At 45.4% G+C, this 17,749-nt stretch carries 22 protein-coding genes and 1 riboswitch; of the genes, 6 read left to right on the top strand and 16 right to left on the bottom strand.

Annotated elements, in window-relative coordinates:
* Positions 1 to 66 precede the first annotated feature (66 nt).
* On the top strand, positions 67 to 759 hold the full coding sequence (locus EIZ58_RS26680; protein WP_370297818.1) for a Crp/Fnr family transcriptional regulator: 693 nt from the start codon (positions 67 to 69) through the stop codon (positions 757 to 759).
* Between the two features lie 36 nt (positions 760 to 795).
* On the opposite strand, the gene EIZ58_RS26675 is transcribed toward EIZ58_RS26680, so the two are convergent.
* The 9 genes from EIZ58_RS26675 to EIZ58_RS26635 all read right to left on the bottom strand — a co-directional run bounded on the left by EIZ58_RS26675 (position 796) and on the right by EIZ58_RS26635 (position 10,635).
* A complete protein-coding gene (locus tag EIZ58_RS26675; RefSeq protein WP_134704029.1) occupies positions 796 to 2,064 on the bottom strand; it encodes a molybdopterin molybdotransferase MoeA in 1,269 nt (422 codons plus the stop codon).
* Positions 2,065 to 2,095: 31 nt separating this feature from the next.
* A complete protein-coding gene (locus tag EIZ58_RS26670) occupies positions 2,096 to 2,809 on the bottom strand; it encodes a YwiC-like family protein (protein ID WP_134704028.1) in 714 nt (237 codons plus the stop codon).
* The gene (locus tag EIZ58_RS26665; RefSeq protein ID WP_134704027.1) at positions 2,806 to 3,912 is read right to left on the bottom strand and encodes a TIGR04053 family radical SAM/SPASM domain-containing protein; all 1,107 of its coding nucleotides are present in this window, start codon (positions 3,910 to 3,912) and stop codon (positions 2,806 to 2,808) included. The genes EIZ58_RS26670 and EIZ58_RS26665 overlap by 4 nt, the downstream gene beginning before the upstream one ends.
* Before the next feature lie 124 nt (positions 3,913 to 4,036).
* The gene (locus EIZ58_RS26660) at positions 4,037 to 5,665 is read right to left on the bottom strand and encodes a bifunctional diguanylate cyclase/phosphohydrolase (protein WP_134704026.1); all 1,629 of its coding nucleotides are present in this window, start codon (positions 5,663 to 5,665) and stop codon (positions 4,037 to 4,039) included.
* Positions 5,666 to 5,801: 136 nt separating this feature from the next.
* Positions 5,802 to 5,996 (bottom strand): hypothetical protein, encoded by a 195-nt coding sequence (locus EIZ58_RS26655; RefSeq protein ID WP_134704025.1) that lies wholly within the window; start codon positions 5,994 to 5,996, stop codon positions 5,802 to 5,804.
* Positions 5,997 to 6,175: 179 nt separating this feature from the next.
* Positions 6,176 to 6,595: a CoA-binding protein gene (locus tag EIZ58_RS26650; RefSeq protein WP_134704024.1), complete on the bottom strand. Its 420-nt coding sequence runs from the start codon at positions 6,593 to 6,595 to the stop codon at positions 6,176 to 6,178.
* A 152-nt stretch (positions 6,596 to 6,747) separates the two neighbouring features.
* The gene (locus EIZ58_RS26645; RefSeq protein WP_134704023.1) at positions 6,748 to 8,271 is read right to left on the bottom strand and encodes an NCS2 family permease; all 1,524 of its coding nucleotides are present in this window, start codon (positions 8,269 to 8,271) and stop codon (positions 6,748 to 6,750) included.
* The gene (locus tag EIZ58_RS26640) at positions 8,264 to 8,857 is read right to left on the bottom strand and encodes a xanthine phosphoribosyltransferase (protein WP_134704022.1); all 594 of its coding nucleotides are present in this window, start codon (positions 8,855 to 8,857) and stop codon (positions 8,264 to 8,266) included. The genes EIZ58_RS26645 and EIZ58_RS26640 overlap by 8 nt, the downstream gene beginning before the upstream one ends.
* 99 nt (positions 8,858 to 8,956) lie before the next feature.
* A riboswitch (purine riboswitch) is annotated at positions 8,957 to 9,058 on the bottom strand.
* Positions 9,059 to 9,147: 89 nt separating this feature from the next.
* The gene (locus EIZ58_RS26635) at positions 9,148 to 10,635 is read right to left on the bottom strand and encodes a leucyl aminopeptidase (RefSeq protein ID WP_134704021.1); all 1,488 of its coding nucleotides are present in this window, start codon (positions 10,633 to 10,635) and stop codon (positions 9,148 to 9,150) included.
* Between the two features lie 169 nt (positions 10,636 to 10,804).
* Between EIZ58_RS26635 and EIZ58_RS26630 the strand changes: the two genes are divergently transcribed.
* Positions 10,805 to 11,287 (top strand): divergent PAP2 family protein, encoded by a 483-nt coding sequence (locus EIZ58_RS26630; protein WP_134704020.1) that lies wholly within the window; start codon positions 10,805 to 10,807, stop codon positions 11,285 to 11,287.
* 60 nt (positions 11,288 to 11,347) lie between these two features.
* On the opposite strand, the gene EIZ58_RS26625 is transcribed toward EIZ58_RS26630, so the two are convergent.
* The 5 genes from EIZ58_RS26625 to EIZ58_RS26610 all read right to left on the bottom strand — a co-directional run bounded on the left by EIZ58_RS26625 (position 11,348) and on the right by EIZ58_RS26610 (position 14,218).
* The gene (locus EIZ58_RS26625) at positions 11,348 to 11,926 is read right to left on the bottom strand and encodes a 3D domain-containing protein (RefSeq protein ID WP_134704019.1); all 579 of its coding nucleotides are present in this window, start codon (positions 11,924 to 11,926) and stop codon (positions 11,348 to 11,350) included.
* A 137-nt stretch (positions 11,927 to 12,063) separates the two neighbouring features.
* Complete coding sequence (locus EIZ58_RS26620; RefSeq protein ID WP_134704018.1) at positions 12,064 to 12,321, bottom strand: YuiB family protein; 258 nt, start codon at positions 12,319 to 12,321, stop codon at positions 12,064 to 12,066.
* A gap of 116 nt (positions 12,322 to 12,437) precedes the next feature.
* Entirely contained in the window at positions 12,438 to 12,572 is a 135-nt protein-coding gene (locus EIZ58_RS33890) for a YuiA family protein (protein ID WP_167577992.1), read from the bottom strand.
* Between the two features lie 205 nt (positions 12,573 to 12,777).
* Positions 12,778 to 13,014: a hypothetical protein gene (locus EIZ58_RS26615; RefSeq protein WP_134704017.1), complete on the bottom strand. Its 237-nt coding sequence runs from the start codon at positions 13,012 to 13,014 to the stop codon at positions 12,778 to 12,780.
* 10 nt (positions 13,015 to 13,024) lie between these two features.
* Positions 13,025 to 14,218 carry an NAD(P)/FAD-dependent oxidoreductase gene (locus EIZ58_RS26610; protein WP_134704016.1) on the bottom strand — a complete coding sequence of 398 codons (1,194 nt, stop codon included), beginning with the start codon at positions 14,216 to 14,218 and terminating at the stop codon, positions 13,025 to 13,027.
* A gap of 429 nt (positions 14,219 to 14,647) precedes the next feature.
* Between EIZ58_RS26610 and EIZ58_RS26605 the strand changes: the two genes are divergently transcribed.
* From EIZ58_RS26605 to EIZ58_RS26595, 4 genes are all read left to right on the top strand, one after another.
* A complete protein-coding gene (locus tag EIZ58_RS26605) occupies positions 14,648 to 15,643 on the top strand; it encodes an NAD(P)/FAD-dependent oxidoreductase (RefSeq protein WP_134704015.1) in 996 nt (331 codons plus the stop codon).
* 173 nt (positions 15,644 to 15,816) lie between these two features.
* Positions 15,817 to 16,083, top strand: a complete 267-nt coding sequence (locus tag EIZ58_RS33885) for a hypothetical protein (RefSeq protein WP_167577990.1) — start codon at positions 15,817 to 15,819, stop codon at positions 16,081 to 16,083.
* A gap of 43 nt (positions 16,084 to 16,126) precedes the next feature.
* Positions 16,127 to 16,549 carry a hypothetical protein gene (locus EIZ58_RS26600; protein WP_167577989.1) on the top strand — a complete coding sequence of 141 codons (423 nt, stop codon included), beginning with the start codon at positions 16,127 to 16,129 and terminating at the stop codon, positions 16,547 to 16,549.
* A gap of 147 nt (positions 16,550 to 16,696) precedes the next feature.
* The gene (locus tag EIZ58_RS26595) at positions 16,697 to 16,882 is read left to right on the top strand and encodes a hypothetical protein (RefSeq protein WP_134704013.1); all 186 of its coding nucleotides are present in this window, start codon (positions 16,697 to 16,699) and stop codon (positions 16,880 to 16,882) included.
* A gap of 86 nt (positions 16,883 to 16,968) precedes the next feature.
* Here EIZ58_RS26595 and erpA read toward each other — a convergent pair whose 3' ends face one another.
* Together erpA and EIZ58_RS26585 are read right to left on the bottom strand one after the other, a co-directional pair.
* Positions 16,969 to 17,325 carry an iron-sulfur cluster insertion protein ErpA gene (gene erpA, locus EIZ58_RS26590; RefSeq protein ID WP_134704012.1) on the bottom strand — a complete coding sequence of 119 codons (357 nt, stop codon included), beginning with the start codon at positions 17,323 to 17,325 and terminating at the stop codon, positions 16,969 to 16,971.
* A gap of 128 nt (positions 17,326 to 17,453) precedes the next feature.
* Positions 17,454 to 17,738 (bottom strand): YuzB family protein, encoded by a 285-nt coding sequence (locus EIZ58_RS26585; RefSeq protein ID WP_134704011.1) that lies wholly within the window; start codon positions 17,736 to 17,738, stop codon positions 17,454 to 17,456.
* Positions 17,739 to 17,749 lie beyond the last annotated feature (11 nt).

The raw sequence follows: 17,749 nt of genomic DNA, 5'->3' as shown, positions 1-17,749 counted from the left end.
TACGCGGAGGGCATCTTTGACCAAAAGAAGCCCTCTTTTTTTTTCATTTACCAAATCGAAGAGGGGATCATAATGAAAGAAACACTTTCCATTGAACTCAAGGAGCTTTTGCATTCCGCGGAGCATACCATTAAAACGAGGAAAGGCACGTATTTGTTTCAAGAGGGAAGAGAAGCAAAAGAGCTCTATGTCATCAGATCGGGTCGTATTCAAATCAGCAAAATCACCCCGGATGGAAGGGAGCTTACGCTGCGGATTTGTTCCAAAAATGATATCGTGGGCGAGCTGACTCTCTTCACCGAACAGGCCAAATATCTGCTTAACGCCAAAATTCTAGAGGATGGGGAGGTTGCCGTTATCAATAAAGAAGAATTGGAACAGAAGCTATTTGAGAACGGTGCCCTGGCCTTTGAATTCATGAAATGGATGAGCGACCATTTCCGCCGAACCCAAACCAAGCTGCACGACCTCGTTCTCCATGGAAAAAAAGGAGCTCTCTTTTCTACCTTGATCCGCATGTCTAACAGCTACGGTGTCAAAACGGAGAAGGGAATTCTTATCGATATCCCGCTTACCAACAGCGAGCTAGGAAATTTCTGCGGAGTGTCACGAGAGACCGTGAACCGGATGTTAAGCGAGCTGAGAAGCAAAGAAATTCTTAGCATCCATAAGGGACGCATACACATACACGATCTTGATTTCCTCAGACGGGAAATTAACTGTGAAGAATGTCCCATCCTGATGTGCAATATAGAATAGAGCTGCAGTCCATTGGAGTCTGCAGCTCTATTTTTTTTAGGTAAAGGACCAGTCACTGCCTTCCTGATCGTCCAGCAATAACACCTCTACCTCCATGCCCGCTTCATACCCTCTCGTCCCTCCTGGCAGGATCATCAGCGAATCGGATTGAGCAAGCGAGGTGACTACATTGGATTTATCCAGGCCACTGGGAGAAACGAAAACTTTAGCTTCCCGATAGCTCAACTTACTCCTTACGAAACGGGTAAATGGATTGGCCTTAGGGAAATCGGTATCTAAGATGGCACGGATCTTCTTGAGGTGTGGATTCGGGCAGCCTAGCAGCTTTCGGACCACCGGACGCACGAGCAATTCAAACCCTACATAGCAAGCCGAAGGATTACCCGATAGACCAAACAATAATTTGCCATTCCAGGTGGCTACCGTTGTAACGCTTCCCGGTCTCATCCCGATTTTATTGAATAAGACGGAGGCTCCGAGCTTCTCATAGATGGCTGGCATATAATCGTAGTCCCCAACGGAAACTCCACCTGTCGTAATCAACAAATCCACTTCATCCAGAGCAGTGCGGATGTTTTTATAGCAGGTGTCAAAGTGGTCCGGAAGCTTACCTAAGTATCGAGGCTCCGCACCGGAGCGAATAATTTGGGAACTAATCATATAGGAGTTACTGTTTCGAATTTTTCCTGGCACTAGAGGTTCGTCGATATCTAGAAGCTCGTTTCCTGTCACAAACAAACCGATCACTGGCTTTTTCGATACCATCACCTCGCTGTGGCCGAAGGTCGCGAGCAAGGCTTTAACCCCTGGGTTGATCAACGTCCCTTTTTCTACGAGAACCGTGCCTTGTTTTGCATCCTGCCCTTTAAAAATGACGTTGTCCCCAGACTTGACCGGACGCTTAATCCTTACTTTTTTCACTCCGTTGCAAACGAGCTCTTCGGTCAACTCCAGCATGATAACCGCATCGGCACCAATCGGCATCTGGGCACCTGTCATCAATCGAACGGCTTGTTTAGCCTGGACGGATTTACTAGGTACAGCTCCTGCACCGATTCCTTCGATCACCTCTAGTTCAATCGGGTACTCCATACTCGCGCTTTGCAAGTCTTCTGAGCGAACCGCATATCCATCGAAGCCTGAACGATCAAAAGATGGGATGGGCTGTTCCGCAATCAAGTCTGATCCCAAAAACCGCCCATCGCAAAATGAAATGGGAACTCGCTCGTATTCTCCAGCTTTGGTTTCTGCCATCACTTTTTGAACAGCTTCATTAACCGTAATGGCAACTCTTCTCTCTATCATTCATGTTCCCCCTTACACCACCTAAACCTTCTTAAAAGAAAAATACGAGTATCAATAGAAAATAGACGGAATTGACAATCTCTAATACCCCTACTTTTATGACCGACATTTTGCGCCCATAAAGTCCAATGGCTCGCACGGCGCTTGGCGCATAGGCCAGAGCTAGAAGAGGCAAGCCAGCTACCCAGCAACCAGCGACTAACACGATGTGGTAGCCCCAAGAAAGCCATTGGTACATCGGATTTTGCTTTTCACGAATCATGGTTTTCACATAAAAGGTACTCCCCACAAAAAACAGCACCGATAAGCTCCAAACCCAGAATGCGGTTAGATCCAACTGACCCGTTCCTACAAAATAACTTGCTAAACCGCCGATTCCAAACGCTGCAATGGCACAGAGGTCATTGACCAACGCACGGTCTTGATTCGCTTTGGAAAAGTACGAGTTAATCAAGAGAAAAGGAATCATGGCCACCCCAAACGCTATCAATTCTTTCACCTGTAGGATGGGGAGCGCTAAGGCGATTAGCGCCAGCCCCATATAAATCGTTGCCCACTTCACATAATACCCTATATTCTTTCCTTTGACAGCCAACAATAACGGATAGGAAGCAAGATATAAGAGCAGCCATCCAATAAATAAGGGAAGGTGCAGCCATGTCGGGTTTCCGGCGGTTACTCCTAGAGCGAATGGAATAATAAGCATGGCCCATGCCCCATGCTGCTTCGGCATTAACAGTTTCATAAGGTTACCCCCTTTGGGATATACACACAAAACGGTTCACTTTCCAAATAATCGCCTGTCATAGCAAAAGCTCTTGAACGTGATCCTCCACATACATGGCGGAACTCGCATACGCCGCACTTTCCTTTGAAGCCATCAGGATTTCTTAGCGCTTGAAAGACAGGAGACTCCCTGTAAATGCTCGCTAATCCCTGGTCCCGGACATTTCCCGTGACAATCGGGAGAAGGCCGCTGGGGTAGACATCCCCAATATGAGAGATAAAAACAAACCCATTGCCATCGTTTACCCCTTTAGGCGCGCGACCAAGCCCATCGATTTGACCTGTGAGCCCCTTCGTGAGGGCATCCTCATAGCGTATGGCATCCGCGCCTTGGGCCTTCTCTCGCATTTTTTGCTGAATCACGACGCGGCGGTAGTGCTGAGCGGCTGTGGTTTTAATGTCAAATTTGGCTTTTTTGCTTAACTCATACAGCCAGCGGAAAACACGCTCATGCTCTACGGGAGAAATCATGTCACTGTCTTTTCCCCGTCCTGTTGGCACGAGGAAAAATACACTCCAAAGAACGCAATTCAGCCGTTCCACTAACGCCGCCATGGCGTCTAAGTGCTCGAGGTTATAGCGGGATACCGTGGTATTGATTTGAATGGGAATCTCCAATTCATTTAGATACTCAATGGCTTTCATGGTTAATTGAAACGAACCCGAGGTTCCTCGAAAACGGTCGTGAATCTCTTCGTTCGGTCCATCTAGGCTGAACGCCCAGCGGGAGAGGCCGACTTCTTTTGCCTTGCGAATCGCTTCTCTCGTAACATTGGGAGTCGCACTAGGCGTCATGGATACCCGAACTCCTTGTTTGACCGCATAATCAGCCAAGTCGTAGACATCCTCTCTCATTAAGGGGTCCCCACCCGAGAAGACCAGCATGGGATTGCCCATTTGCCGAATCTCATCAATCAGCTTTTGCCCTTCCTGGAAGGTTAATTCTCTTGGATCTCGTATATATTGAGCCTCAGCCCGGCAATGCAAACAATTGAGCTGACAGGCGCGAGTCAATTCCCAAATGACAATAAAGGGATTTTCATTATAATTTGTAGGAAACATCGTGCATGCCCACCTTTCGTAATGCTTATGCCTTATTCTAACTCGGGGCCTTGGATGATGTAGTGATGGTCATCACAAGTACCTGTTACAGTTTAGTGAAGCTAAAAAAAGCGAGAAGCGTCCCTTAGGACGACTTCTCGCTTATAATCTCTTGGCTCGAGTCTATAAAAATCCGAGCGAGCTCGGGGTCAAATTGCGTACCTGCAAGCCTTTCGATTTCTTCTAAAGCTTCACCATGGCTCCTTTTCTTCTTGTACACTTGATCATGGGTCATGACATCAAAAGCATTCACGATTGCCACTAAACGAGCGCTAAAGGGGATTTGGTCTTGCGACAGCCCATAAGGGTATCCTGTTCCATCCCATCTTTCATGAAGGGCTAGGACCGCTTTAGCCACATCCTGTTCACCAATGGACTGGGCTACTCGGTAGCCTACCTCGCTGTGACTTTTCATGATTTCCCATTCTTCATCTGTGAGAGGTCCCTCTTTACCCAGTATTTCTTTAGGAATGGAGATCTTCCCAATATCGTGAAGCCTTGCCAATAAGTCAAGCTGTTTGAACTCAAACGAATGGGGTTCCACCCCAGTTAAGCCAGCAAATCTTAAAGCCATGTGCAAGACTCTTTGAGCATGTCCATCGGCTATATAACACTGATGGTCCAGCAGATGTCGGAGGTTGTGCATGATGCGTTGACGAAAGTCTAGGCTTTCTCGTAGTTTATTTTTATACATTCGGGCTTCGGCTATTTGCAGAAGCTCTTCAAAACTCATGGTTTCCTGCTTTTTCGTTGCGGCCCCCAAGGAAACACTGATCTCGACCGAATCAGTCCTCATGTTTTTCCCATTTTCCTTTATTTTGTCGATGAGCGCTTGGGCTTCGGTTTCATTCGTATTCGGAAGAAGCAGCAGAAACTCATCTCCTCCCCAACGAGAGATAATATCAGAACTGCGACAGCTGCTGCCCAGAAGCTGAGCAACCTGAACGATCAGCCGATCTCCTTTTTGATGACCAAATACATCGTTTGTAAGCTTCAATCCATTCATATCGACAACAACGAGGCTGAACGGCAAAAAGCTTGGCGCCATAAGCTGCGGGAGCACTTTTTCAACGTATGCCCGGTTATAAAGCGAAGTCAAGCTGTCATGAAAGCTCAGATATTCCAGCTTGGCTTTGGATTGAAGACGATCGGTGACATCGGTTAGGATCACCATCATGATATCTGCTTCTTCTCCATTATCCATCCATTTGTACTCAATACTAACGGACTTATTGTGGATAAACAGGATTTGCGGCAATTCACTTAACGCTTGATTCTGAGCTTCCTCGAATCGTTGCCGAAACATGCTGGTTAAAAGTTCCGCCATCTTATCTTTCAGCTCTAGCTGGTCACTGCAAAGCAGATCGGTAATCCGCTTATTCTCAATTCTTTGGCCAAATATACGAATACACTCTTCGCTATATTCTTTATGTACCAATAAGTTTTCACCAAAGGTCAGGAATCCTTGGCTAGAGTTATCCAAAAGACTTTTAATTTCTGCCTCTCTTTTTTTCAGTTCACGACCTTGGGCATCGCTGATTTTGAAAACCTTGCGAGATAATTTCAACAATTTTTCATAGTGAATCAACAATTCCTCATACTGGGACCTAAGCTCATGATCTATGAAGTTTTGGTTTTCCATATGGGCCTTGCCGCGTTCCAAGACCTTGAGTTCGGTTTCAAAAATAAGTTCGTTGTAATGTGGTGAGGTCATGCGGTTCTCTCTCCTTATGACCGATCTTTTATCTTTAAGTAATAATTATTAGTATAATAGCCCAACGAATAGATTGCCACGAAAAAAATAAGCCTACCCGTCATTCGCCGGGTAGGCATGGTTGATTTGAGTCTATCTATGCTTTTTTCCCTCTCATGGGAATCTTAAATACAGACCATCTTTCACTTTCCATTGGCATTGCTCTGTATTTGCCCAGTTCTTCCTGGCTCAATTGATAGCTAACCACTTCCCCGTGAACAGCATCAGATTGATGCACATCGCGCGGAACAGCCGTATGCTTAGCTACGTTCGAGATGCGGCCATGTGTCATTCTAGTTCCTCCTTATAAACGTACTTTTTGTTCGTACGGCGAAGTAACTAGGTGATTTGGAACATTCAGCATATTTTTCCAGAGCCTTTCCTTTCAGTGACCTGTATGCAAGCAGTAGGTACTTATGATTATTACATATTTTATAGGGTAAAGCAATCGGCCACCTTCTGGAAAGAGAGTTAGCGTACGAGGATCGCGTGATCTACCTTTATGCATTGATCCATTACGACCTTCATTCCATGCTGTTCACAATAGGCAGCTGCTTCCTCGTTAATAATTCCTTGCTGCAGCCAGAACACCTTAGCTTTTCCATATTTCACGGCATCTTCAGCGACAGGCATGATATCTTCGCTTCTACGAAATACATTGATGATGTCAACGGGCTCCTGAATTTCAGCTAACGAAGCCACTGCTTTTTCCCCTAATACTTCCGTTACCGCTGGATTGACCGGGATAATCTTATACCCCTTATCCTGCATCGCCTTGCTCACCATGTAGCTTGTGCGATCCGGTTTATCGGATAACCCTACGACTGCGATGGTTTTCGCATCGATTAGCATATTTTTTCGCTCTTCATTGCTTGGATTCTGAAATGCCATTTTCTTTCCCTCCAATTTAAAAGTAATCTTCCACATTCTATATTGTTCCATTTCGAAGCGGAAAATCCTTCCTGTCTGAGAATACAAATGTGCGTAGGAATTTCCAACGCAAAAAACAAGCTGCCGAGACTTGGTCGACAGCTTGTTCCCTTTTATGAAACTTTTTTCATTTTCTCTTGATTCGTAAGATCATTAGAAGCTTCCTGCTTGTATGCAAACATATAAAATACAAAGAATAGGCCCATAATCACATAACCTAGTGCAAAATCACTTGCCGCACCGATGGCAAGTGATGGCGCGTGCATAAGACCAATATAAGAAAGAACTGCCCCTACGAGAGAGAAAACCGCTGCATTCTTAAAGTTACGATCAATGATAAATACCGTAATAGCCCCTAAAATAATACCGGTAAACATGGCTCCCTGTCCAAGCGGTACAATCCCCGTTGAGATTCCTTCCACAACGTCTCCGGCTTTTCCATTGAAACGAGTCATGAGGTAGTTGGAAACGTATGGCAACATGGCGATAGCAACAGCCGGGAAGTATTTCGTCTCGTTGGACTGGAAAGCTGTGGATACCATCGAAACTCCAACAAATACAAGGATTGGCGCTACAACAGCCACAGGAATAATGGCAGACATCGCTGCCACCAACCCAAACATAGCAGCTAGCAGGTAAACGATCCCATTTAGGATACTATATCCACGACCCGCACCCATCCACTTAGAACCGATGGAAGCAATATAAACGGTTGTTGGGAATGGTCCCCCAAATACAGCTCCAAGCATCGTTCCTACTCCGTCAACGGCTTGGCACTCCTTCACATCATAGCGATCTCCTGTAACAGCTACCGCTTCTACATTGTTCATCGTCTCAATCGCATTATAGATAGTAATAGGTAATAGTACAGCAAACAGACCAATCATGGCTCCAAACAAATAGGTAAACCCATCAAAGAAGTCTAAAGACGGAAGAATCGGGTAAAAGCCAATATGAGATAGTCCTTCGGTCACTTTTTCCGGGCTCGCTTGACCCAATACGTAGGCTAGTGCTGTCCCAATCACGATGGCAAACAGAGAAGCCGGAATACGAAACGGCATGGCAATCTTGCCGACGATACCTAAAATGATAATGGCTAAAACAAGCAAGCCAACCACGGGAAGTTCAAACGTTTTAAAAAGCATTTCTCCTGCGATAAACGTAATGGCAACCCCAGCTAATGCCCCTAACATCGCCGCACGTGGAAGGTGATCGCGAATCCAATTTCCACTAAAGCTTACTAAAGCTTCAATTAATCCACTTAAGAAGCAGGCCGCCAGCGCAATCTTCCATGCCATTTCCGGATCCCCAGTTAACGTCTTGGCAGGCAGCAGAACGCCGAACAAGAAAATAAACATAACAGGTGTACTGATTCCATAGGATAAAGCCGTTACGTCGGTGCGTTTTTCTCGATGTGCTAAGCGATTCGCTAAGTGGGCATAATATAGGTTTCCAACTAAAACTGCAACTGCTGCTCCTGGAATAACCTTTCCAAAAACGATGCCAGCCGGAAAACCCATGCCCAACATCGTTACAGCAATGACCACGAAGTTAGCTAAGTTGTTTTGAAATAAGGCAAAAAAAGCATCCGTATCTTCTTTCTTATACCATGGGTACGAAAATGGTTTATTATTCATAGACCAATTCCTCCTCTAGAAATTCGACTTTCCCTTGCTGTAAGCTCTTGATTCTAGCCAATGAATACACATCATAGCCTGCCTTGGTTAGCTTTTCATTCCCCGCTTGGAATGACTTTTCGATTACGATACCAATTCCTGCAACTGTAGCTCCAGCTTGTTCCACAATAGAAGCTAGTCCTAGCGCTGCTTCTCCGTGTGCCAAAAAATCGTCTATCAATAAGATGTGATCATCAGGTGATATGAAACGTTTAGAAACAGTAATCTCATTTTCCTCTTGTTTCGTAAACGAATAAACTTTAGATACAAATAAATCATTGGACATCGTCAACGACTTTTTCTTACGCGCAAATACAAGGGGAACCCCTAGTTCCAATGCGGTTGTTAGTCCTACGGCGATTCCGGAAGATTCGATAGTAAGGACCTTCGTAATTTTTTTCCCTTTGTTAAAGTAGGCGGCAAATGCCTTGCCCATCTCAGTCATCAATAACGGATCGATCTGGTGATTTAAAAAAGAGTCTACCTTAAGAACCTCTTCAGATAAGGCCAATCCTTCCGTTCTAATTTTCTCTTTTAGCAAATCCACGTCTTGTTTCCCCCCAGAAGCTAAGTTTCTCTCTAAAAAGTAAAAAACCCGAATGATCGCCTTCTACACTACGCGTGAAAGACGATCATTCGGGCATGCCCATCGATACGTTTCACTCGTAGTCAATCAATTTACGGTAGATTGGTAGAGACTTGCAGGCCATATTCCTGCGACTATACGAGTTGTTATTCGTTTATGGATCAAATTATACCGAAAGATAACAAAAAAATAAAGCCCATAATTATAAAAATCACGAACTTTATTTTTACATTTTTAGATTTTATTCGTTTTTAGGCCCTTCCCATGGCCAAAAGGGCTAACGTTCGGACCATGGACCCTGTTCCCCCAGGGGGCGACATATCCGTATCCTTCTCTGCCCAGGAGGTTCCTGCGATATCGAGATGAACCCAAGGCGTTTCTTCGGCAAACGCGCCAATGAACAATCCAGCCGTAATGCTACCCGCGTATCGACCCCCTGTGTTTTTCAGATCAGCAACCTTGCTTTTGATCTGTTCTTTGTAAGGATCAAAGGATGGCAGTCTCCAAACCGCTTCGCCTGCCTCAGCGGCAGCTTCCATTACTTCTTCTACGAATGCTTCGTTGTTTGTCACCACGCCCGTTGTGCATGTCCCTAAAGCGACCAGAACGGCGCCGGTAAGGGTAGCCACGTCTACTAGATAATCTGCTCCCAGGCGCTTGGCATAGGACACCCCATCCGCTAGGACCAAACGTCCCTCCGCATCTGTATTGAGGATTTCCACCGTTTTTCCACTCATCGTGGTAATGACATCACCTGGCTTAAGTGCGGTTCCTGAAGGCATATTCTCAGCACAAGGAATAACAGCCAGTACATTGACTTCTGGCTTTAGCTGACCTATTACCTCTAGAGCCCCAATGACGGCCGCCGCTCCTCCCATATCGCCAATCATCTCTTCCATGCCCTCGCGTGGCTTCAAGGAGATACCACCGGTATCAAAGCTGATTCCCTTGCCTACAAAGCCAAGCACCTCTTCCCAGATCGGACGACCTTTATACCGTATGGCGACGAGCTTAGGAGGCTGTGCACTTCCTTGGGCAACTCCGAGCAATGCCCCCATGCCCAACCGAATCATATCTTCTCGCTCTAGGATTTCGTATTCCATCCCATAGCGCTGGGCGACTTCTACTGCCGCACTCGCGATCCCTGTAGGGGTCAGCAGGTTGCCCGGGATATTCACGAGTTCCCGCGCTAGATTGGTTCCTTTCGCCATCGCTTCTCCCAGCTTCCCTCCTGCCTCTACTTCCGATGTTTGCCCTTCCTGGCAAACGATAGACAAGCGGCTCAAGCGATGATCGTTTCTTTCCTCTAAGGCGTATCCTTTAAACCGGTAGCCTCCAAGCAGAGAGCCTTCAACCAACGCTTGCGCCGTTTCCTGTTCAGAAACACCATCAGTCATAAAGCTGTCTAGTGCAAGGGCCAGATGGGATACCTTACTTTTGAGCGCTGTTCGTACTGCGCGTGCCGCTATTTCGCGTAAAGATTCAAAAGTTACCGACTGACCCAAGCCGATAAATAAAATGCGCTTGCAGCTTATTTTCCCAAATGTATGTAGCAATAAGGTATCCTTGCTTTTCCCGGTGAGATCCCCCTCAGCCAATAACGCAGCAAGTTGTCCATCCAGCAGGGCATCCAAGGGTTGCAGCGGCCCCTTTGGCTGCTTTAATCCTTCTGGAATCCCTATGACTAAACAGTCCGTAGCCATCTCATTCCATTTATGAGTGGAAAATTTGACTTCCATTTTGACGCACCTCCAAAATTCATCCATCACTCTCCTATCTTACCAATTGTTAATAAGCATGTTCAACAATGGATAAAATGAGAGAATCTTATTGATAATGCCCTTTATTTCACTAGCCAGTTGTATTAACATAGATAAATAGGGACCGGAAAAAGAAAGGAAGAACTCCATGTCATTATTGCAAAACTATCCGCTATGGGCTTCATTAGCCGGAATAACGCTAGCTCAAGCGATAAAGATTCCTCTTCATTTTTTTACGAGCCGTACCTGGAAATGGGGGCTCTTGTTCAGCACAGGAGGTATGCCCAGCTCGCACTCGGCTGCCGTCACCAGCTTAGCCACCGCCGTAGGAATTACAGAAGGCTTTGGCTCCACCTATTTTGCCATCTCTGTCATTTTCGCCGTTATTGTCATGTTTGACGCCGCGGGAGTACGCCGTCATGCCGGTCAACATGCTGCGCTGCTTAATATCTTACTCGACGACTTCCATTTAATAAAAGAAGAGCTCAAGCTGTTTAGGACAGGTGCCGAGCAACAAAAACGAGAAAAGCTAAAAGAGCTTCTTGGCCATCAGCCGATTGAGGTGCTTATCGGCGGATCATTGGGTGTGGTTATCGCTCTTGGACTAGGTTATGTTTTAGAAATACCTTAAAAAAGGCTGTCTCTAGGGGTCAGAAACTGACATCTAGAGATCAGCCTTTTTAAATGATCATTAATTCACTTGCGTGTTGACTTGCACGACCTGCTTTGAATTTAGTTCTTGTATCATGGCGTCATTTACGTACCCATCCCCGCGTTTGACTACATAAACATCAACGGACTTCTTTCCCCATTGGCTGAACACATCTTCTTTAGTATCAAAATACAGGTCAATGATATTTCCTTTGATCGCCGAACCGATATCGGCAACCACGCCATATCCGTACCCCGGAATATAAAGAATGGTCCCTAATGGGAACAGGTTCAAATCAGCCGCAATGGTTGAGTATTCTCCCCGTACAACCTTCGCGCCGGAATATGTAATGCCATATTGCGGGTGGCTCGAATCCTTTCCCGTCGATTCAACACCAGCGTAATAACCAGTGGCGACGACGTTCACTTTCTCAAGTTGCCCCAACAAATTCTCTGGACTAGTCGTTCGATTCTCTTCTACCTCTGGCTTATGCTGCACTTGCTTCTGCTTCATCCCCAAGGGCTCTTTCAAAGGAACGGATTGTTCGGTTAATAAAAACACAGCAACGAACAAAAATATAACTGTCGTAATGACATAGGTTGTATGGACTAATTTCATATTTTTTTTATTCACCTTCTTCTCTATTTCCTCTCCGTATTCACATCGTCCCCAGAATGGAAGGGAAATATACGAAAAGAGAAGGGAAAAAGAAGGGGAAACAAAAAACAAGGCCACAAATCGTGACCTTGCTCCATTTAAAACATTCGATATCCTTTCGCCCTTAAAACGCGAATGGTCACACCACTTAACACGGCTCCGGCCAACCCGGAAGTAAGAATGATATAGTCAACAACAAGCAAACTTCCCATGCTTATGATTAAATAAACAAGCAAAAGAGCGTAAATGACCAAAGGAAGCCACGTGGTTTTAATCAACATATTCAATATAAATCCTATTCCAAAAGCCAGTACAAGAAATAGGGGGATGGAAATAATTAATTGGGGAATATTCATCTCTCACACCTCCTTAAACCTTCATTCCTCAGTTTACTGAATTCTTAAAGCTTGGTCAATGAAACCCTGAAAATAATCAAAAGGAGTGCAAAATGCACCCCTTTCCTCCTGTCAGCTTAAGTTGCCATTTCTTCGCGAGCTTCTTCTTTCTCGCTTCCTGTACCCTCGCAAGATGGACAGGTCTCAGATCCACCCGTAATGAGTTGAAAATACCCTCTTCCCACGCAATATGGACAATGTTGTTGTTGCATGCATATCGCCCTCTCTAACATATTTTCAGATTATTTTAACAAATATCACAGATAAAGCAACCTCCATTTTGGTTGTTCTGCTTTGATGAAAGCGTAACCACTTCATTTTTCCTATAATATGATAATCTCTTCAGCTCTTTATACTGCTAAACCAACTCTAATAAAAAAAGCGTGCTGCTCTAACTTGGAGAACAGCACGCCTTGCTTATTTCTCTTCACTTTGATTTCTAAATTCCTCTGTGAGCCGATCGCGCTCCTTGCTGCCTTCCTTTAAACGCTCAATGGCCGGTTGGATTAAACTGTCCACTTCCCGTTGAACGGTATACGCTAGATCGTAGCGGTTTTGACTTTCGAGGAATTTACCGACTTCAAACAAATTCTCATATCGTTCTAGTTCATCTTTGGTAAGCTTGGATCGAACTTGAATGCTGGCATGGCGCATAAGGATTCACCTAAAACTTTGACTTCTTTAGAACCAAACCTACTCCACCTAATAGATAGAGGTAGCGATGGTCAATGACCTTTTTCATCAATGCAGCGGTGTTACCGTAAATTTTCTTGTTTCCTACAATCCCAATCGCTTCCCCTTTACCTAAAGAAGCAACCGTTCCTTTAAGTTCTGGAACAAACTTCTTCAACTGTCCATTTCCGCGGACAATGGATACAAGGTTAGCGGCTAGGTTATCCCCTTGCTGCATCGCGATCTGTGCCGTTGGCGGATATGGACGGCCATTTTCCTCGTTGAAGATTAAAGCGCCGTCTCCTACGATAAATACATTGTCATGGCCTGGAGCGCGTAAGTAGTCATCTACCTTCACGCGGCCGCGCATTACTTCAAAGCCAGACTTCTCAATAATGGAGTTCCCGCGAACACCACCGGTCCAGACAATCGTTCCAGCTTTAATCTCTTCTCCGTCCGCTAAGATAACGCCATCTGGATTACATTCTTTAATGGGTGTATTGATCTTAAATGTCACACCTTTGTCACGAAGAATGTTCATAGCGTAGTCAACCAGTTCCGGATCAAATCCAGGTAGGGCAGTTGGAGCTGCCTCGATGTTGTAAATGCGAACTAAGCTTGGATCCACATCAAACTCTTTGCACAATTCAGGGATACGGTCGGCTAATTCCCCGACAAACTCAATTCCGGTAAACCCAGCTCCCCCTACAATGAAGGTAAGGAAATCTGTACGGTTCGGCTCATTGCGAAATCTCGAGAACATATACTCAATATGTTCTTTAATCATGCGAACACTGTTGATGCTGCGAATGCTAAAAGCATGTTCCTTAAGCCCTTGGATTCCAAATGTTTCAGGCTCACTTCCAAGTCCTACAACCAGATAGTCATAATCGATCGAAGTGCCATCAGCTAACGAAACGGTACACTGCTCTGGTTGAATGCTCTCAACCGTACCCTTAACGAAGTTAATTTTATTTTTATCAATAACCGTATCAATATCAATGCGGCAGTTGTCATGATGGAGAGTTCCTGCGGCTGGTTCATGGAGCCAGGTTGTTAGATAATGGTAATTATGTTTGTTCACTAATGTTACTTGTGCTTCATTGTAATTTAACATCTTTTGCAACTTCACCGCTGTCATAATACCGCCGTATCCGGCACCTAAAATTACGATTTTTGTACTCATCCCATCACATCCAATTTTATTTTTTTAAATGACTTTGTACCTTTTTTCACTTATTTTCTCCTGCTGAGAAAGGCTGACCCCCGTCAGTTTTTTCCTCAACCTGCAAGCAGATCTTGTTTGAGAAACTTTTCACAATTCGTTCATATTTCTATTGTAAGGTGAAATGGAAAATTTGACAAGTGAAATTTTGCACAAAGCACGTGAATTTCTATACAAAATTTTAAGATTAACAATAGCATCGTGTCAACACAAAATAATTCGGTATTCACTATTTTCTTAGAATTTAATCTTTCCTAACAAGACAGTCCTTTGTATAATGAGAAGAAGTAAAATTTTAACAGATAATCCTCATTAGGGTAGTGCTCTGGCCAGAAACATAAGAACCTTTGATCTTTAGGAGATTTTCCAATCTGTGGAGGTGCCTGAACAATGAGTCTTTATCGTGATGAGAAAGTCTATGATCTTACAATCGTCGGTGGGGGTCCCGCTGGCTTATTTACAGCTTTCTATGGTGGAATGCGCCAATGCACCGTAAAAATCATTGAAAGTATGCCCCAACTAGGTGGACAGCTCTCCGCTCTCTATCCCGAAAAGTATATTTATGATGTGGCAGGGTTTCCGAAAGTTCTTGCACAAGAGCTAGTGGATGCCCTTAAGGAGCAAGCGATGCATTTTGAACCCACTCTTTCCCTCGAGGAGCGAGTACAAAATGTAGAGAAGCAGGAAGATAAATTTGAAATTACAACTGATAAAGGAGTTCACTTCTCTAAAGCGATCATTATTACCGCTGGCGTTGGGGCCTTTGAACCACGTCGGTTAGATCATCCCAAGGCTTCCCAATTCGAGGGAAAAAACCTCCATTACTTCGTAACCGATCTGAACATGTTTGCGGGCCAACGGGTAGCTGTATTTGGCGGCGGCGACTCTGCAGTAGACTGGGCCTTAATGCTGGAGCCGATTGCCAAGGAAGTCCACTTAATCCATCGTCGTGATAAGTTTCGTGCACATGAGCATAGTGTAGAGAATCTCATGAATTCCAAGGTGAACGTCCTCACTCCGTTTGAGTTAAGCGACTTGGTGGGTGATGATGCTTGTCGACAGGTTAAGATCCAGAACAGCAAAACCCAAGAGGCAAAAACCCTTGATGTCGATGCCGTAATCGTAAACTTCGGTTTCATCTCTTCATTAGGCCCGATAAAAAATTGGGGCTTAGAATTTGAAAAAGGCAGCATTGTTGTTAATTCCAAAATGGAAACTAACATCCCTGGCATCTATGCAGCGGGTGATATTGCCACCTACCCCGGTAAAGTGAAACTGATCGCAGTTGGCTTCGGCGAAGCTCCAACGGCGGTTAACAATGCCAAATCCTACATTGATCCTGAAGCGAAAGTTCAGCCAGGTCATAGTAGCTCGATGAATTTATAAGAAAAATGGCATAGACAATACCCCCTAAGAGCTGAGCTAGGGGGTATTTGTCTTTCGAACCACAGTCAACATTGTTTCTTTAGGCTTCGAGAAGCTTGGAGGGCATCAAACGATCGCTTTGGTGACCTGATCCGGGCCTCGGGAGTCTTGGAGGGCACCAAACAACAGGATTGGTGCCCGATCCGGACAACCGGAGTCCTGAAGGGCACCAAACAACGGGATTGGTGCCCGGATCTAGGCTCAGAGAAGTCTGGAGGGCATCAAACGATCGCTTTGGTGACCTGATCCGGGCCTCGGGAGTCTTGGAGGGCACCAAACAACAGGATTGGTGCCCGATCCGGACAACCGGAGTCCTGAAGGGCACCAAACAACGGGATTGGTGCCCGGATCTAGGCTCAGAGAAGTCTGGAGGGCATCAAACGATCGCTTTGGTGACCTGATCCGGGCCTCGGGAGTCTTGGAGGGCACCAAACAACAGGATTGGTGCCCGATCCGGACAACCGGAGTCCTGAAGGGCACCAAACAACGGGATTGGTGCCCGGATCTAGGCTCAGAGAAGTCTGGAGGGCATCAAACGATCGCTTTGGTGACCTGATCCGGGCCTCGGGAGTCTTGGAGGGCACCAAACAACAGGATTGGTGCCCGATCCGGACAACCGGAGTCCTGAAGGGCATCAAACAACCGGATTGGTGCCCGGATCTAGGCTTCGAGAACTTGGAGGGCACCAAACAACGGGATTGGTGCCCCGATCCGGACAACCGGAGTCCTGAAGAGCATCAAACAACCGGATTGGTGCCCGGATCTAGGCTTCGAGAAGCTTGGCCGGCACCAAACAACGGCTTTAGTGCCCGCATCCCGACCTCGGAAAGCTCAGAGGACTTTAGAGTCAACCCGCCCCACAGCTAAAATCACACCCCTCATTGCTGCCCTATAACTTCACTCCCCTTATATCCATTACTTGATCCATAATCCTTTTTTTGGTCTTCATTACTTTACATATCATTCCTTCGTCTTAGGTAACTTAAAAGTAAAGAGAAAACGGAGGGACGGTCCATGTCACGCACAACCATCAACGCCTTATATATCGCATTTCTGGTCATCATGACGCTGGTTTTGCCCGCTCTTCTCCTCTGGGGCACTAGCTTCTCCATGGAAGGTATCATCGCTGCGATGTTGTCTTTTGGGGTTATGGCTACTTATGTAGCTTATAATTTGATACTTGGTGCTCGTAATTCCTAAAAAGCCCACCTGGGCTTTTTTTAATGGGCTTGTTTCTACATATAACAAAAAGAGCATCCCTAAATAGAGATGCTCCAACCAGCCTATTATTCACACTTCTCAGGGGTTCCTTCTTCTGTAGCTGTTTTAAAGCTTGTTCCACACCCACAGGTGGCAATCGCATTGGGATTATCAATGGTGAATCCGCCGCCCACCATGGATTCTTTGTAATCGATTCGAGTGCCTTTGAGCAGCTTTAGGCTATCTTCATCCACGACCACCTTAATGCCGTGTAGCTCGAATTCTTGATCTGTTTCTTTTTGTTCTTCGTCGAAGCCCATACCGTATGTTAATCCGCTGCAGCCGCCGCCTTGAACTCCAACACGTAGAAATAAGGCGGGGTTTTCCTGACTGGTAAGAAGTTCTTTAATTTTACTACCTGCACTTTCGGTAATTTCAATCATGGGAATCCCTCCTTTAGGGTTATGTTAAAAGTATACAGACAAATCCTATATTCCTCAAGGTTTCAACTGTCTACATACTGTTAAACTAACATATTCCTTGCATTCGTACGAGGTTCTCTAGGAAAGTGCTAAAAGCCTAGATCTCTCCATGCTCTGTCCTCTTCTTGCTTCCTTTTCACCTGGGCCTTAATTTCCTCCAGTAGTTCCTCAGGCGTATCCCCAGCTACAATGGAACCCTCCACCATAGCGAAAGGCTGGATGTAGCACTGTCCACAATTACCTAGACAGCCATATTCAATGGCCTCAATTTCCCCTAGATCATCAAGTAGGACAGAATCGGATTGTAGCTTCGCCATAACCTGATCTGAACAGGTAGAAAAATTAGCCTGACAAAATTCAATCATGATCGTCATGAAAGCTTCCT

Origin of the sequence: Ammoniphilus sp. YIM 78166 (assembly GCF_004522215.1) — a bacterium.
In the GTDB taxonomy this organism is placed as follows: Bacteria; Bacillota; Bacilli; order Aneurinibacillales; family RAOX-1; genus YIM-78166.
The sequence above is the reverse complement of the archived record's forward strand: the minus strand, read 5'-3'. Positions and strand labels throughout refer to the sequence as shown.

What these genes read in the sequence shown, in the direction of transcription:
- EIZ58_RS26675 (WP_134704029.1), bottom strand. Translation starts at nt 2,064, where the DNA reads ATGATAGAGAGAAGAGTTGCCATTACGGTTAATGAAGCTGTTCAAAAA.
- EIZ58_RS26670 (WP_134704028.1), bottom strand. Translation starts at nt 2,809, where the DNA reads ATGAAACTGTTAATGCCGAAGCAGCATGGGGCATGGGCCATGCTTATT.
- EIZ58_RS26665 (WP_134704027.1), bottom strand. Translation starts at nt 3,912, where the DNA reads ATGTTTCCTACAAATTATAATGAAAATCCCTTTATTGTCATTTGGGAA.
- EIZ58_RS26660 (WP_134704026.1), bottom strand. Translation starts at nt 5,665, where the DNA reads ATGACCTCACCACATTACAACGAACTTATTTTTGAAACCGAACTCAAG.
- EIZ58_RS26655 (WP_134704025.1), bottom strand. Translation starts at nt 5,996, where the DNA reads ATGACACATGGCCGCATCTCGAACGTAGCTAAGCATACGGCTGTTCCG.
- EIZ58_RS26650 (WP_134704024.1), bottom strand. Translation starts at nt 6,595, where the DNA reads ATGGCATTTCAGAATCCAAGCAATGAAGAGCGAAAAAATATGCTAATC.
- EIZ58_RS26645 (WP_134704023.1), bottom strand. Translation starts at nt 8,271, where the DNA reads ATGAATAATAAACCATTTTCGTACCCATGGTATAAGAAAGAAGATACG.
- EIZ58_RS26635 (WP_134704021.1), bottom strand. Translation starts at nt 10,635, where the DNA reads ATGGAAGTCAAATTTTCCACTCATAAATGGAATGAGATGGCTACGGAC.
- EIZ58_RS26630 (WP_134704020.1), top strand. Translation starts at nt 10,805, where the DNA reads ATGTCATTATTGCAAAACTATCCGCTATGGGCTTCATTAGCCGGAATA.
- EIZ58_RS26625 (WP_134704019.1), bottom strand. Translation starts at nt 11,926, where the DNA reads ATGAAATTAGTCCATACAACCTATGTCATTACGACAGTTATATTTTTG.
- EIZ58_RS26620 (WP_134704018.1), bottom strand. Translation starts at nt 12,321, where the DNA reads ATGAATATTCCCCAATTAATTATTTCCATCCCCCTATTTCTTGTACTG.
- EIZ58_RS33890 (WP_167577992.1), bottom strand. Translation starts at nt 12,572, where the DNA reads ATGCAACAACAACATTGTCCATATTGCGTGGGAAGAGGGTATTTTCAA.
- EIZ58_RS26615 (WP_134704017.1), bottom strand. Translation starts at nt 13,014, where the DNA reads ATGCGCCATGCCAGCATTCAAGTTCGATCCAAGCTTACCAAAGATGAA.
- EIZ58_RS26610 (WP_134704016.1), bottom strand. Translation starts at nt 14,218, where the DNA reads ATGAGTACAAAAATCGTAATTTTAGGTGCCGGATACGGCGGTATTATG.
- EIZ58_RS26605 (WP_134704015.1), top strand. Translation starts at nt 14,648, where the DNA reads ATGAGTCTTTATCGTGATGAGAAAGTCTATGATCTTACAATCGTCGGT.
- EIZ58_RS26595 (WP_134704013.1), top strand. Translation starts at nt 16,697, where the DNA reads ATGTCACGCACAACCATCAACGCCTTATATATCGCATTTCTGGTCATC.
- erpA (WP_134704012.1), bottom strand. Translation starts at nt 17,325, where the DNA reads ATGATTGAAATTACCGAAAGTGCAGGTAGTAAAATTAAAGAACTTCTT.
- EIZ58_RS26585 (WP_134704011.1), bottom strand. Translation starts at nt 17,738, where the DNA reads ATGACGATCATGATTGAATTTTGTCAGGCTAATTTTTCTACCTGTTCA.